Source organism: Streptomyces sp. NBC_01381 (assembly GCF_026340305.1).
Lineage (GTDB): Bacteria > Actinomycetota > Actinomycetes > Streptomycetales > Streptomycetaceae > Streptomyces.
This window is the reverse complement of record NZ_JAPEPI010000001.1, coordinates 772000-786562: the sequence shown is the minus strand read 5'-3', so window position 1 is coordinate 786562 and position 14563 is coordinate 772000. Positions and strand designations below refer to the sequence as shown.

At 68.3% G+C, this 14563-nt stretch carries 15 protein-coding genes; 6 read left to right on the top strand and 9 right to left on the bottom strand.

Features of this window, described 5'->3' with window-relative positions; genetic code table 11:
* The first annotated feature begins 85 nt into the window (after window positions 1-85).
* From OG453_RS03780 to trxA, 5 genes are all read left to right on the top strand, one after another.
* Complete coding sequence (locus tag OG453_RS03780; protein ID WP_266864477.1) at window positions 86-1795, top strand: protein kinase family protein; 1710 nt, start codon at window positions 86-88, stop codon at window positions 1793-1795.
* A gap of 46 nt (window positions 1796-1841) precedes the next feature.
* On the top strand, window positions 1842-2564 hold the full coding sequence (sigM, locus tag OG453_RS03775) for an RNA polymerase sigma factor SigM (RefSeq protein ID WP_266869695.1): 723 nt from the start codon (window positions 1842-1844) through the stop codon (window positions 2562-2564).
* Window positions 2561-3547, top strand: coding sequence for a hypothetical protein (locus tag OG453_RS03770; RefSeq protein ID WP_266864475.1), 987 nt, complete (start codon window positions 2561-2563; stop codon window positions 3545-3547). Before sigM ends, OG453_RS03770 begins: the two co-directional genes overlap by 4 nt.
* Window positions 3548-3731: 184 nt before the next feature.
* A complete protein-coding gene (gene trxB, locus OG453_RS03765) occupies window positions 3732-4691 on the top strand; it encodes a thioredoxin-disulfide reductase (protein ID WP_266864473.1) in 960 nt (319 codons plus the stop codon).
* A gap of 43 nt (window positions 4692-4734) precedes the next feature.
* The gene (gene trxA / locus OG453_RS03760; protein ID WP_135332065.1) at window positions 4735-5067 is read left to right on the top strand and encodes a thioredoxin; all 333 of its coding nucleotides are present in this window, start codon (window positions 4735-4737) and stop codon (window positions 5065-5067) included.
* 118 nt (window positions 5068-5185) lie between these two features.
* Here trxA and OG453_RS03755 read toward each other — a convergent pair whose 3' ends face one another.
* The 9 genes from OG453_RS03755 to rpmH all read right to left on the bottom strand — a co-directional run bounded on the left by OG453_RS03755 (window position 5186) and on the right by rpmH (window position 12128).
* Window positions 5186-5803, bottom strand: a complete 618-nt coding sequence (locus tag OG453_RS03755; RefSeq protein WP_266864471.1) for a GNAT family N-acetyltransferase — start codon at window positions 5801-5803, stop codon at window positions 5186-5188.
* 305 nt (window positions 5804-6108) lie between these two features.
* Entirely contained in the window at window positions 6109-7224 is a 1116-nt protein-coding gene (locus tag OG453_RS03750; protein WP_266864469.1) for a ParB/RepB/Spo0J family partition protein, read from the bottom strand.
* Window positions 7221-8297: a ParA family protein gene (locus OG453_RS03745; RefSeq protein ID WP_266864468.1), complete on the bottom strand. Its 1077-nt coding sequence runs from the start codon at window positions 8295-8297 to the stop codon at window positions 7221-7223. Before OG453_RS03745 ends, OG453_RS03750 begins: the two co-directional genes overlap by 4 nt.
* A gap of 301 nt (window positions 8298-8598) precedes the next feature.
* Window positions 8599-9315 (bottom strand): 16S rRNA (guanine(527)-N(7))-methyltransferase RsmG, encoded by a 717-nt coding sequence (rsmG, locus tag OG453_RS03740; RefSeq protein WP_135332062.1) that lies wholly within the window; start codon window positions 9313-9315, stop codon window positions 8599-8601.
* Window positions 9316-9414: 99 nt separating this feature from the next.
* Window positions 9415-9930 carry a R3H domain-containing nucleic acid-binding protein gene (locus OG453_RS03735; RefSeq protein ID WP_266864465.1) on the bottom strand — a complete coding sequence of 172 codons (516 nt, stop codon included), beginning with the start codon at window positions 9928-9930 and terminating at the stop codon, window positions 9415-9417.
* Between the two features lie 13 nt (window positions 9931-9943).
* On the bottom strand, window positions 9944-11239 hold the full coding sequence (gene yidC, locus OG453_RS03730; protein ID WP_266864464.1) for a membrane protein insertase YidC: 1296 nt from the start codon (window positions 11237-11239) through the stop codon (window positions 9944-9946).
* A 3-nt stretch (window positions 11240-11242) separates the two neighbouring features.
* Entirely contained in the window at window positions 11243-11602 is a 360-nt protein-coding gene (gene yidD / locus OG453_RS03725; protein ID WP_135332059.1) for a membrane protein insertion efficiency factor YidD, read from the bottom strand.
* Entirely contained in the window at window positions 11599-11970 is a 372-nt protein-coding gene (rnpA, locus tag OG453_RS03720) for a ribonuclease P protein component (RefSeq protein WP_266864461.1), read from the bottom strand. The genes yidD and rnpA overlap by 4 nt, the downstream gene beginning before the upstream one ends.
* Window positions 11971-11990: 20 nt before the next feature.
* The gene (gene rpmH / locus OG453_RS03715; RefSeq protein WP_006381191.1) at window positions 11991-12128 is read right to left on the bottom strand and encodes a 50S ribosomal protein L34; all 138 of its coding nucleotides are present in this window, start codon (window positions 12126-12128) and stop codon (window positions 11991-11993) included.
* Between the two features lie 367 nt (window positions 12129-12495).
* On the opposite strand from rpmH, the gene dnaA reads away from it, so the two are divergent.
* On the top strand, window positions 12496-14394 hold the full coding sequence (gene dnaA, locus OG453_RS03710; RefSeq protein WP_266864459.1) for a chromosomal replication initiator protein DnaA: 1899 nt from the start codon (window positions 12496-12498) through the stop codon (window positions 14392-14394).
* Window positions 14395-14563: the final 169 nt, after the last annotated feature.

Below are 14563 nucleotides of genomic sequence, written 5' to 3'. Positions count from 1 at the left end.
CGCGTGTCGTGCATAGCGCCGGACTGTGGGCACAATTGGCTTTGGCGTCTGACGAAGCGCAACGGATGGGGAGGCAGGAACGACGGTGGCGGAACGGAGCACGGCTGCCGTCGACGTGGCAGACAACAGCGGCGATGAGCCGCTGACCGCGAAGGCGGAGCAGGCCACGGCCGACGGGGTGGCCCAGACCCGGGAGCGGGAAACGGCAGAAGAAGGCGCAGCAGAGACCGGCGAGCCCACGAGCTCGGGGGCGGCATCACCCCCCGAGCTGCACAGCGGTCACAAGCTCGCCAGACGCTATCGACTCGAAGAGTGCGTCACCCGTCTGGACGGTTTCAGCAGCTGGCGCGCGGTGGACGAGAAACTCCGCCGGGCCGTCGGCGTACATCTGCTGCCCGCCGACCATCCGCGGGCACGATCGGTACTCGCCGCGGCGCGCTCGTCCGCGCTGCTCGGCGATCCCCGCTTTGTGCACGTCCTGGACGCGGTCGAGGAGAACGACCTCGTCTACGTCGTCCACGAGTGGCTGCCGGACGCCACAGAACTCACCGCGTTGCTGGCGGCGGGGCCTCTTGAGGCGCACGACGCGTACCAGCTCGTCAGCCAGGTCTCCCAGGCCATGGCTGCCGCCCATCGCGAAGGCCTCGCCCACCTGCGGCTGACGCCGAGCGCCGTCCTCAGGACGTCGACCGGCCAGTACCGCATCCGCGGCCTCGCCGTGAACGCCGCGCTCCGAGGCATCAGTTCGGACACCCCGCAGCGCACGGACACGGAGGCGATCGGCGCGCTGCTGTACGCCTCGCTGACCCAGCGCTGGCCCTACGAGGACGATGCGTACGGCCTCTCCGGGCTTCCCAAGGGCGTCGGCCTGATCGCCCCCGACCAGGTGCGTGCGGGCGTGCACAGGGGGCTCTCAGAGCTCGCGATGCGCGCGCTCGTCAACGAGGGTGCGACCGCCTCCCGCCAGGAGCCTCCGTGCACGACGCCGGAGGAGCTGGTGAAGGCCATCGGCGAGATGCCCCGCATCCGCCCTCCGGAGCCCGCGTTCACGGCCCCGCCCGAGTACCAGCGCACGACGTACCAGCAGGGCACCTACGGCCGCCCCGCGGCCCGTCCCGGCGCCACCCAGCCGGTGCCGACCCCGCCGCCCCCGCTGCAGAGCCGTACGGGCAAGGCCCTCAAGTGGGCCGTGTCGGCGCTCCTCATCGCGGCCCTTGGCCTCGGCAGCTGGCAGCTGGCGGACGCGCTGATGGACCGGGGGAAGAACGACGACCCCGGATCGACGGACACCTCCGACGACGGCGACAAGAACAAGCCCAAGCCCGGGAAGCCGATCAAGATCGAGAACGCCGACGAGTACGTCGCCAAGGGCGACGCGCAGAACCCTCAAGGCGTCCCCAATACGTACGACGGTGACGACTCGACGTACTGGCGGAGCAAGAGCTTCATAGAAGGTCCACGGCTCGCGCCCTTCAAGCCGGGCGTGGGCATCGTCTACGACCTCGGCAAGGAGCAGGACGTGTCGACCGCGTCGATCGGGCTCCGCTATGAGGGCGACCACACGACGGTCGAGCTGTACGCCACGGACTCGATGTCCTCCTCGACGCCGCTGACCGCGATGAAGGAGATCGGGACCGCCAGGACCACCGGCCACAGCTTGAAGGTCAAGGCGGAGAAGCCGGTCAAGACGCAGTACGTTCTCGTCTGGCTGACCGATGTACCGAAATCGCCCCGTGATGAGTACAGCACCGCGGGGTACAAGCAGGCCATCACGGACGTGAAGTTCACGGGCTGAGGGACTGGGCTCACCGGGGGGAGGGGGTTCGACGGTGGATGACACCATGCACGGCGAGATGAGCGACCAGGACCTCCTGGCCAGCCATGTGGCCGGCGACAAGGACGCCTTCGGTGAGCTCGTCCGGCGCCATCGTGACCGCCTGTGGGCGGTCGCCCTGCGCACGCTGGGGGACCGCGAGGAGGCCGCGGACGCCGTCCAGGACGCCCTGGTCTCCGCCTACCGCGCCGCGCACACCTTCCGCGGTCAGTCCGCCGTCACGACGTGGCTGCACCGGATCACGGTGAACGCCTGCCTCGACCGGGCGCGCAAGGCGGCATCGCGGAAGACCTCCCCCATCGACGACACCGAACGCCTCGAGCAGCTTCTCGAGCCGCACGAGTCGGCGTCGGCCCCCGTCGAGCGGGGCGATCTGCACCGCCAGCTCATCGAGGCCCTCGGCACGCTGCCGCACGACCAGCGCGCCGCCCTCGTCCTGGTGGACATGCAGGGCTATCCGGTGGCCGAGGCGGCCCGAGTGCTCGATGTGCCCACCGGCACCGTGAAGAGCCGCTGCGCGCGCGGCAGAGCCAGACTGCTGCCGCTGCTCACCCACCTGCGTACGGAGACCCGTACGCCGAGCGGAGACGGCGGCGAGGACCAGAACGGCAAGAAGCCGGACCCGGGAAGGAACCGGACGCAGGGGACATCCGTCCCACCTGCAGCGGGGCCACGGGAAGCGGGACCAAGCGATTCAGCTGCTGTGAAGGGCGGAGGTGGGCGAGCGTGACGACCACGACCGACTCGGCCGGGCACCCAGAAGTCGCTGAGATCTCCGACCTCACGGAGGGGCTGCTCGCCCCTGCCCGCACCCTCGACGTGCGGCGGCATCTGGACGACTGCGAGCTCTGCGCCGATGTCTACGCGTCATTGGAGGAGATCCGCGGCATGCTCGGCACGCTGCCGGGTCCGCCCCGGATGCCCGCCGATGTCGCCGGCCGCATCGACGCGGCGCTGGCGGCGGAGGCGCTGCTGGACTCCATCATGCCTGAGTCGCTCCCGTCTGAATCCTTCACGTCCGACTCGCTCGAGACCGAGACCGATGCTCCCGACACCGCGTCGACCGGCGCGCGTGTTTCACGTGAAACATCGCCCGGCTCCGCTGAGCCGGCGGTCACTCCCACCCCCGGTCCGTCCGCAGACCGGCCCGCCGGACACCCTCGTGCGGCCACCGGCCCTGGGCGTCGGAGCCGCTTCCGGGGCGGACGTCGGCGCACCGCCGTGCTCGGGGCCGTCGTCACGGCCGCCGCCATCGGCCTCGGAACGCTGTTGATGCAGAACCTGGGCGGCGGCTCGGGCGGGACAGCCGGCACCTCGTCGGACCACACCGCCTCCGCACACGCCTTCTCCGAGGAGAGGCTCAAGGGCCAGGTGACCGACCTCCTCGCCAAGAACCCGGCTGCCGAGCCCGAAGCCGGCAAGCCGTCCTTCGACGTGCGATCGAGCCCGGAGTCCCCCAAGGAGAACTCACCGATGCGTGAGGCGGCGGTCTCGGTGCCGGAGTGCGTCCAGCGAGGCCTCGGCGCCAGGACGCCGATCGCCGCCGAGGAGGGCACGTACAAGGGGAAGGACGCCTACCTCGTCGTGGCGTCGCATGACTCCGACAGCACCAAGGTCTCCGCGTACGTCGTCGACGCGACGTGCACCGACAAGCCGTCGTCGTCCACCGCCGCTGGCAAGATCCTGCTGACGAACTCCTACGCCCGGCCCTGACCTCTCACCGCACCGGCAAGAGGAGCGCGGTCGTGCAAGGGCATGCCGCCGTCCCTGACATGCTTACGTGCGCCCGGACACGTCGGGAATGCAAGCCCCGTAGGATCCGTTGGGTGGGGTGAGAGACCTGAGACAGGCACCCACCAGCAGTACGCAGCAGTCTCCAGAGACGAGGAATCAAGCCGTGACCGACGTCCGTAACGTGATCATCATCGGCTCCGGGCCCGCCGGCTACACGGCGGCGCTCTACACCGCACGCGCGTCGCTGAAGCCACTGGTGTTCGAGGGCGCCGTCACCGCGGGTGGTGCGCTCATGAACACCACCGAGGTGGAGAACTTCCCCGGCTTCCAGGACGGCGTCATGGGCCCCGAGCTCATGGACAACATGCGGGCCCAGGCCGAGCGCTTCGGCGCCGAGCTGGTTCCGGACGATGTGATCGCTGTCGACCTGAGCGGCGAGATCAAGACCGTGACGGACACGGCGGGCACCGTGCACCGTGCGAAGACCGTGATCGTGACGACCGGCTCCCAGCACCGCAAGCTCGGTCTGCCGAACGAGGACGCGCTCTCCGGCCGCGGCGTCTCCTGGTGCGCGACCTGCGACGGCTTCTTCTTCAAGGACCAGGACATCGCCGTGATCGGCGGTGGCGACACCGCGATGGAGGAGGCGACCTTCCTCTCCCGCTTCGCCAAGTCCGTGACGATCGTGCACCGCCGCGACAGCCTGCGTGCCTCCAAGGCGATGCAGGACCGCGCGTTCGCCGACCCGAAGATCAAGTTCGTCTGGGACAGCGAGGTCGCCGAGATCAAGGGCGAGCAGAAGCTCTCCGGTCTGACGCTGCGCAACCTCAAGACGGGTGAGACCTCCGAGCTGCCGGTGACGGGTCTGTTCATCGCGATCGGCCACGACCCGCGTACGGAGCTCTTCAAGGGTCAGCTCGAGCTGGACGACGAGGGCTACCTGCAGGTCGAGGCGCCCTCGACCCGGACGAACCTGACCGGTGTCTTCGGTGCCGGTGACGTCGTCGACCACACGTACCGCCAGGCGATCACGGCAGCCGGCACCGGCTGCTCCGCCGCCCTGGACGCCGAGCGCTTCCTCGCCGCCCTCACGGACAGCGAGACCGCGGCAGCCACCGTCTGACATCCCTTCTTCCCCACCGCCCCACCAAGTTAAGGAGCCCGCCGTGGCCGGCACCCTGAAGAACGTGACCGACGCTTCCTTCGAGGAAGACGTCCTCAAGAACGACAAGCCCGTCCTGGTGGACTTCTGGGCCGCCTGGTGCGGTCCGTGCCGTCAGATCGCCCCGTCCCTCGAGGCGATCGCGGCCGAGCACGGCGACAAGATCGAGATCGTCAAGCTCAACATCGACGAGAACCCGGGCATCGCCGCCAAGTACGGCGTCATGTCCATCCCGACCCTGAACGTGTACCAGGGTGGCGAGGTTGCCAAGACCATCGTCGGCGCCAAGCCGAAGGCCGCTCTCGAGCGCGACCTCGCGGACTTCATCGCCGAGTAGCGAGCGATGAGTGGCGGGCACCGACCGACGGGCGTCGGCCGCCGCGCGACGTTGTTTCACGTGAAACACGAATGGGCCAACCCTCCGGGGTTGGCCCATTCGCATGACAGGGTTGGGCTCAGAGCGGTCGGAGCACCGGCTCCTTCTGTACAGCACCGAGCAGTCGGTCGAGCGCCATCTCGACGTCTTCCTTCCAGGACAACGTCGTACGCAGCTCGAGCCTGAGCCGGGGATACGAGGGATGCGGGCGGACCGTCTTGAAGCCCACCGCCAGCAGATGGTCCGCGGGCAGCACACAGGCGGGCTTCTCCCAGCGGGCGTCGCCGAAGGCCTCGATCGCCTTGAAGCCGCGGCGCAGCAGATCCTTGGCCACCGTCTGGACGATCACCCGGCCGAGCCCCTGGCCCTGGTAGTCCGGCATGATCCACGCAGTCATCAGCTGCACGGCATCCGGCGACACGGGGCTCGTGGGAAACGCGGTGGACCGGGGCACGTACGCCGGGGGTGCGTAGAGGACGTAGCCCACTGGCACCTCGTCCACGTACACGACGCGGCCGCAGGATCCCCACTCCAGCAGGACGGCGGAGATCCAGGCTTCCTTCTCCAGCTCGGGCGTGCCGGCCTTTACCGCGGCCTGGCCGCTGACCGGGTCCAGTTCCCAGAAGACGCACGACCGGCAGCGCTTGGGAAGGTCCGGGAGGTTGTCCAGCGTGAGCGGTACGAGCCGACGCCCCATGAAGGCGGTTCCTCACTTCCTTCGCCAGCGGCTTCGCGGGCGGCAGTCAGAGCGCTCCGTTCCTTCAGCAGGCTGCCGACGAATCCGCCGACCGCTCCCAGCCCAAGGCCCGCGGTCATCAGTCCGGTGCGGCTCACCGATCGCATGGCCCCCGCCTCCCCAATGAGGTGCCGTCAGCTGGATGCGCCATACCCGATCGCATCGTATCCACGATGCGATTCCATCGATACCGTAAGAAAGCAAAGAGCGGGCCGTGTTCCGGTACACACCGGACACGGCCCGCTCTGGAGCACGGTTGATGAGGCTCAGGCCTCGCCGTCCTCCGAGGCGTCTTCCTCGGTGGCGTCCTCGGCAAGTCCGTTCCTCAGGACCGGACCCTCGCCCGGGGCGAGCGTCGACAGAATGCGCTCCAGGTCCTCCAGCGAAGCGAAGTCGACGACGATCTTGCCCTTCTTCTGACCGAGGTCCACCCGTACACGGGTCTCGAACCGGTCGGAGAGGCGGGTGGCGAGGTTCGTCAGCGACGGCGAAACCCGAGCACCCGCACGCGGCCCCTTGGACTTCGGGGCGCTCTGCGGCCGCGAGCCCATGAGGGTCACGATCTCTTCGACGGCCCGCACCGAGAGGCCCTCGGCGACGATCCGGTGTGCGAGGCGGTCCTGCTCCTCCGAGTCCTCGACGGAGAGCAGAGCGCGAGCGTGACCCGCGGACAGCACTCCGGCGGCGACCCGGCGCTGAACCGCCGGCGACAGCTTAAGGAGCCGCAGCGTGTTGGAGACCTGCGGACGCGAACGGCCGATCCGGTCAGCCAGCTGGTCGTGCGTGCAGTTGAAGTCCTTGAGCAACTGGTCGTAGGCGGCGGCCTCTTCCAGCGGGTTCAGCTGCGCACGGTGCAGGTTCTCGAGCAGTGCGTCCAGGAGCAGCTTCTCGTCGTCCGTGGCACGGACGATCGCCGGGATGCGCTCGAGTCCCGCCTCACGGCAGGCACGCCAGCGCCGCTCGCCCATGATGAGCTCGTAGCTCGAGCTTCCCACCTGCCGCACGACGACGGGCTGGAGAAGCCCGACCTCCTTGATGGAGGTCACGAGTTCGGCGAGGGCGTCCTCGTCGAAGACCTCACGCGGCTGCCTCGGGTTGGGCGTGATGAAGTCGAGCGGCAGCTCGGCGAAGTGCGCGCCGACCGGGTTCTCCGGAGCAGCCTCGACCGTCCCCTTCGGCGGCTCCTGTGTTTCATGTGAAACGGAGCTCTGCGGGAGCGCCGCCACCTTCGCGGCCGCCACCCCCCGCTCGGCGGTGAGCACCGGTACTGCGGTGGGGGAAGCAGAAGCCCCACCCGCGGCCTGGGCGGCCGACTTCTCCGTCGGGGCCGCAGGGATCAGGGCGCCGAGGCCACGGCCAAGGCCTCTCCGTCGCTCGCTCACTGCAACCCCTCCGTCGTGCTGTGCTGGTCATTCTGAGCGCCCATGTGGGCGTGCTGTACGTCGTAGCGAATGCCGACGCCGCGGAGCGCGATCTCCCGGGCCGCCTCGAAGTACGAGAGGGCACCGCTCGACCCCGGATCGTAGGTCAGCACGGTCTGTCCGTAGCTCGGCGCCTCGGAGATACGGACCGAGCGGGGAATGCTCGTCCGCAGCACCTCCTCGCCGAAGTGGTTGCGCACCTCGTCCGCCACCTGCGAGGCGAGCCGGGTCCGGCCGTCGTACATGGTGAGCAGGATCGTCGAGACATGCAGATGCGGGTTGAGGTGGCCCCGCACAAGGTCGACGTTGCGCAGAAGCTGACCGAGGCCCTCCAGTGCGTAGTACTCGCACTGAATGGGGATCAGGACCTCCGCACCGGCCACCAGGGCGTTGACCGTCAGGAGACCGAGCGACGGCGGGCAGTCGATGAGGATGTAGTCCAGCGGCTGCTCGTACGCCTGGATCGCCCGCTGCAGCCGGCTCTCCCGCGCGACCAGCGACACCAGCTCGATCTCCGCACCGGCGAGATCGATCGTGGCGGGGGCGCAGAACAGACCCTCGACATCAGGCACCGGCTGCACGACCTCGGAGAGCGGCTTGCTCTCCACCAACACGTCGTAGATGGACGGCACTTCGGCGTGGTGGTCGATCCCCAGAGCCGTGGAGGCATTGCCCTGCGGGTCGAGGTCGATGACCAGGACGCGCGCACCGTGCAGAGCGAGCGAAGCGGCGAGATTGACGGTCGTCGTCGTCTTGCCTACTCCGCCCTTCTGGTTGGCGACCACCATGACGCGTGTCTGCTCAGGTCGCGGCAGGCCCTCGCCTGCGCGGCCAAGGGCTTCCACCGCCAGTTGGGCAGCACGACCGATAGGGGTGTCGTCCATCGGGCTCGGTGTTTCACGTGAAACATCCTCCCCCGCCGACTCGGTACGGGGACCGGGGACCGGATCGGTCATCGGTCCCGCGATGTTGGCGTCGGACCGCAAGGATTCACTCTCCTCGACTTCAGGCTCGCAATGAACAGAGCCTCCCATGCTTTGAGGGTCGTGAACCAGCGAGGCCCGGTCTTCTGTGGACGAATCCACCTCTGTGGACAACTCGGTGCCCTTATCGAGGGATCCGAGCGGACGGCGGTCGCGAGGTTCAGCAGCGCGGCCGCGACTGATGATGCCATGCAGCAGTGAGCGACGTTTCACGTGAAACACGATGCACGGCAGCCGGGGTGCCGCAGCTGCGACACCCCGGTATGCGTACGTTTGGCAGGTTTTGTGGAGTACGGCTCGTCGTCAGGACGGATCAACTGCGACGTAGCCGCTCGCCTGGCGGCAGCATCGCTCAGCGACGACGCCGGGTCCGCCCCGTGCGTGCCGCCTTGGCCCGCTTGGCAGCGAAGCGCACGCCGCCGGGGCTCTCGCCGACCTCGACCCGCACCACGGTGGACAGCGGGTCCACCACGCCCTCTCCGACGTGAAGCACCGAGGTGTTCACCGCGCCGAGCTTGCTCAGGGCGGCTCCCGCGGCCTTGACCTCTTCCTCGGCGGTATCGCCCTTGAGGAGCAGCATCTCTCCATACGGACGCAGCAAGGGAACGCCCCACGCGGCGAGCCGGTCCAGCGGCGCCACGGCACGCGCCGTCACCACATGGACCGAAGGCAGCTTGCCGAGGACCTCCTCGGCGCGGCCGCGCACGACCGTCACATGATCGAGGCCCAGCAGCTCGACGACTTCGGTGAGGAAGTTCGTCCGCCGCAGCAGCGGCTCAAGGAGCGTGATCTTCAGATCCGGCCGGACGAGGGCCAGCGGAATGCCCGGCAGCCCTGCGCCCGAGCCGACATCGCAGACCGTCACGTTCTCGGGCACGACCTCGGAGAGCACCGCGCAGTTCAGCAGGTGCCGCTCCCACAGCCGGGGCACTTCGCGCGGGCCGATCAGACCGCGCTGCACTCCCGCGTCGGCCAGCAACTCCGCGTATCGGACCGCGTCCGAGAAGCGCTCACCGAATACTGCCCGGGCCTGCTCAGGCGCCGGCGGGAGCTCCGCTGCCTCCGTCACGGGGACCGTCCTTCCGTACCGCACTGGGGTGGCTGACTATCAGGCTGACAAAGACCGGCCCCGCCTGCGAACAGACGGGGCCGGGAGAACGACGTGCGATCAGGCGGGAAGCACGACGACGAAGCGCTGCGGCTCCTCGCCCTCCGACTCGCTGCGCAGACCGGCGGCCTTGACCGCATCATGCACGACCTTGCGCTCGAACGGCGTCATCGGCTTGAGGTTCACCGGCTCGCCGGAGCTCTTCACATCGGCCGCCGCCTTGGCGCCCAGCTCGGAGAGCTCCTCGCGCTTCTTGGCGCGGTAGCCCGCGATGTCCAGCATCAGCCGGCTGCGGTCGCCGGTCTCACGGTGCACCGCGAGCCGGGTCAGCTCCTGGAGCGCCTCCAGGACCTCACCGTCACGGCCGACGAGCTTCTGCAGATCGCGGCTGTTCGAGTCGCTGATGATCGAGACAGCGGCGCGGTCGGCCTCGACGTCCATGTCGATGTCGCCGTCGAGATCGGCGATGTCCAGCAGACCCTCGAGGTAGTCCGCAGCGATCTCGCCCTCCTGCTCAAGGCGGGTGAGAGTGTCGCCGGCCTCGACTTCGGCGGGGGCGGTGGTGCCTTCCGTCACGGATGGACTCCTTCTACTTCTTCGACGGGTGCTTGGGCCGCTGCTGGCCCTTGCGCTGCCCCGACTTGGCTTGGCGTGCGTTACCTGACCCGGACTTGCCGCCCCCGGCCTTGGGCTTGGCGTCCTCGGGCTCGTCCTTGGTCTTCTCCAGCGACGTCTTGGCGTCCGAGTCCTCGTCCGCGTCGCCCTCCGACTTGGCCGTGCTGTGCGCGGCCGCGGACTGGCGCTGCGACTTGCTCTGGCGCTTGGGCTGCTGCCGCTTGGGAGCACCGCCACCGGCGGCCGGAGTGCCGTCCTCGGTCTCGGTGGCAACCGCGCTCTCGCCCTCGGCCACGGAGCCGTCGGCCTGGGCTGCGAGGCCCGCCTTGGTCAGACCGTTGATGAACTTGCGCTCGAACTCGTTGCGGTCACGGCCCTTGGCGACGATCGCCTTGATGACATTCGTGTTGCCACGACCCCGCACCTTCTTGTGGTGCGTGACCTGCTTCTGCAGACGCTCGAGGAACGCGGCCTGCGCCTTGGAGCCCGGAGTGGGGTTCCGGCGGATCACGAACATCTGCTGGCCCATGGTCCACACGTTGGTGGTCAGCCAGTAGACGAGGACACCGACCGGGAAGTTGATGCCGAACACGGCGAACATGACCGGGAAGACGTACATCAGCATCTTCTGCTGCTGCATGAACGGCGTCTTGACCGTCGTGTCCACGTTCTTCGTCATCAGCTGGCGCTGGGTGAAGAACTGCGACGCCGACATCAGGATGATCATGATCGCGGTGACGACGCGGACGTCGGTCAGCGAGGCGTTGAGCGAGGCGACCTTGTCGGCGCTGTCGGTGAACTTCGCGGCCAGCGGAGCACCGAAGATGTGCGCCTTACGCGCGCTCTCCAGGAGCCCCTCGTCGATGACACCGATCGTCTTGCCGGTCGCGATGCTGTTGAGCACGTGGTACAGCGCGAAGAAGAACGGCGACTGCGCCAGGATGGGAAGGCACGAGGAGAGCGGATTGGTACCCGACTCCTTGTACAGCTTCATCATCTCTTCGGACTGGCGCTGCTTGTCGCTCTTGTAGCGCTCCTGGATCTTCTTCATCTCGGGCTGCAGCGTCTGCATCGCCCGAGTCGCCTTGATCTGCTTCACGAAGAGCGGGATCAGACAGATACGGATCAAGATCACCAGGGACACGATGGCCAGGCCCCAGGCCCAGCCCGTGTCGGGACCGAAAATCTTCCCGTACACAGCGTGGAACTGGACGATGACCCAGGAAACGGGTGTCGTGATGAAGCTGAACAGACTGGCAATCGTGTCCACTAATCAGGCTCCTTGAGCATGGGACGGGGTCTCGGCGGCCGGGCTCGGGGTCTGGGGGGAGATCTCCCCGGAGGGCACGCCAGCGGCGGAGGGCCCGCCCTTGCGTTCGCGCCACTTGGCGCGCAGCATCTCGTGCCACCGCGGACGCTTGCGCGGCGGGACGTGGTCGACACCACCGAGCGACCACGGATTGCACCGCAGGATGCGCCAGGCAGTGAGCGCCGTTCCCTTGATCGCACCGTGCCGGTCGATGGCCAGGTAGCCGTAGCGGGAGCACGACGGGTAGTACTTGCACACCGGGCCGAGCAGCGGACTGATCGTCCACTGGTACAGCTTGATCAGAGCCAGCAGTGGGTACTTCATCGAGCGCCCCCTCCCAGCAGCCGCTGAAGAGCGGCATCCAGGTCTCGGGCCAGCTGTGCATGGTCGGCGTCGCCCGCACCGGGCAACGCTCGTACGACTACCAGGCTACCGGGGGGCAGCAGAGCCACCCGGTCACGCATCAGATGACGCAGCCTGCGCTTCACCGCGTTGCGTACGACAGCGCCGCCCACGGCCTTGCTCACGACGAAACCCGCACGCGTCGGGGGAATGCTCTCCCCAGGCACGTGCGGGTCCGTTGCGCCGCTACGCAGATGGACGACGAGAAGCGGGCGTCCGGCCCGGCGTCCTCGGCGTACCGCGGTCGCGAAGTCTTCGCGCCGCCTCAGCCGATGCTCGGTAGGCAGCACGACGTCATGACCTAATGCGATTAAGCGGAAAGGCTGGCGCGACCCTTGCCACGACGGTTCGCGAGGATGGCGCGGCCGGCACGGGTGCGCATCCGCAGGCGGAAGCCGTGGGTCTTGGCGCGACGGCGGTTGTTCGGCTGGAAGGTGCGCTTGCTCACTCGGGGGCTCCAGAAATGATTGTGTGGTGGCGGGACATCGCCTGGCTGTCACCGTGCGCCCACGAGAAGCTCGCGAATACGCACCGAGTGCACCGCTTCACAATCACAGATCGTGATCTTTGCCCATCGGAGGCAGGCGGCAGCAGCCATCGACAACTCGACCTGGTCACGGTACGCGGGGCTACGCCATCCGGTCAAACCGACCGTCAGGGAGAGACACTGTGCACAGCCTGTGGACAACAACTTGAACCGCAGCGGTTGCCCTGACTACCGTGGCCAAACTCCGATTCATTCCCTTCTCCCTGCCGATCCCGATTTCGGTCCCCAGAACCACACCATCGTGGGACCCCGTGAGAGAGCGTGCCCTGTGGCTGACGTACCTGCCGATCTTGCCGCAGTGTGGCCACGAGTGCTGGAACAGCTGCTGGGGGAAGGGCGTGGGCACGGCGTCGAGGCGAAGGACGAGCGCTGGATCAAGCGCTGCCAGCCGCTGGCACTGGTCGCCGACACCGCACTGCTCGCCGTGCCGAACGAATTCGCCAAGGGCGTGCTCGAGGGACGGCTCGCCCCCATCGTCAGTGAATCGCTGAGCCGCGAGTGCGGCCGTCCGATCCGCATCGCCATCACCGTCGACGACTCGGTGGGCGAACCGGTGGGCCCTTCCGCGCCCCCCGCCCAGCAACAGCCCGGCCAGCAGCAACAGCAGTCCCAGCAGCAGCGTTACGAAGAGCCCGAGCCGCACCAGGGCTCCGGTCAGGGACACGACGCGTACGACGGCTACGGCCGCCGCAGCCAGGAGGAGCACCCCCAGGGCTCGCGGCCCGACCAGCTGCCGAACGCCCGGCCCGCGTACCCGGACTATCAGCGCCCCGCGCCCGGCGCCTGGCCGCAGCCGCCGCAGCAGCAGGACGACTACGGCTGGCAGCAGCCCCGGCTCGGCTTCCCCGACCGCGATCCCTACGCGACGCCGGTCCAGCAGCCGCAGCACGACTACCGGACTCAGCCGCCGCAGAGCCACTCCCCGTACGAACAGCACCGCACCGACCGGCAGGACCAGCAGGACCGCCACGACCGGCGTGAGCGGCACGAGCTCTCCGAGCCGTCGTCCGCGCCCGGTTCCGGCGGCCCATCCGGTCACCGCGGCGGCGGCCACAGCAACGGTCACGGTGTGCACGGCGGCGCCCCCGGCCCGCTGGCCGCGCAGCCGGCCCCCGCGTCGGCTCCCGGCGAGCCCACCGCGCGCCTCAACCCGAAGTACCTCTTCGACACCTTCGTCATCGGTGCCTCCAACCGCTTCGCGCACGCGGCCGCGGTCGCCGTCGCCGAAGCGCCCGCCAAGGCCTACAACCCCCTCTTCATCTATGGGGAGTCGGGACTTGGCAAAACGCATCTTCTGCACGCGATCGGGCACTACGCCCGCAGCCTCTACCCCGGCACGCGCGTGCGGTACGTGAGCTCCGAGGAGTTCACCAACGAGTTCATCAACTCCATCCGCGACGGCAAGGGCGACACCTTCCGCAAGCGATACCGCGAGATGGACATCCTGCTCGTCGACGACATCCAGTTCCTTGCGAGCAAGGAGTCGACGCAGGAGGAGTTCTTCCACACCTTCAATACGCTCCACAACGCGAACAAGCAGATCGTGCTCTCCAGCGACCGGCCACCCAAGCAGCTGGTGACCCTGGAGGACCGGCTGCGCAACCGCTTCGAGTGGGGACTGATCACCGACGTCCAGCCGCCGGAGCTGGAGACGCGTATCGCCATCCTTCGTAAGAAGGCGGTGCAGGAGCAGCTCAACGCTCCTCCGGAGGTCCTTGAGTTCATCGCGTCCCGCATCTCACGCAACATCCGTGAGCTCGAGGGCGCGCTGATCCGGGTCACAGCCTTCGCCTCGCTCAATCGACAGCCTGTGGACCTCGGTCTGACGGAGATCGTGCTCAAGGATCTGATCCCTGGGGGCGAGGACGCCTCTCCGGAGATCACCGCGCCGGCCATCATGGCGGCGACCGCCGACTACTTCGGCCTGACGGTGGACGACCTCTGCGGATCCTCGCGCAGCCGCGTCCTGGTGACGGCACGCCAGATCGCGATGTACCTCTGCCGCGAGCTGACGGACCTCTCGCTGCCCAAGATCGGTGCGCAGTTCGGCGGCCGCGACCACACGACCGTGATGCACGCCGACCGCAAGATCCGCGCGCTGATGGCCGAGCGGCGCTCCATCTACAACCAGGTCACCGAGCTCACCAATCGCATCAAGAACGGCTGACAGAGGGCCGACAGAGGACGGACTGAGGTCTGACAGACGCTCTCAGCGCCGCTGAGACACGCCTCCCGAAGGGCGCTCCGGAACGATTCCGGGGCGCCCTTCGCCGTTGTCCGCAGCCTGTGCACGCGCGCGTAGACCCCGTCTGGGCACGCGCGCTGTTCGATTTCCG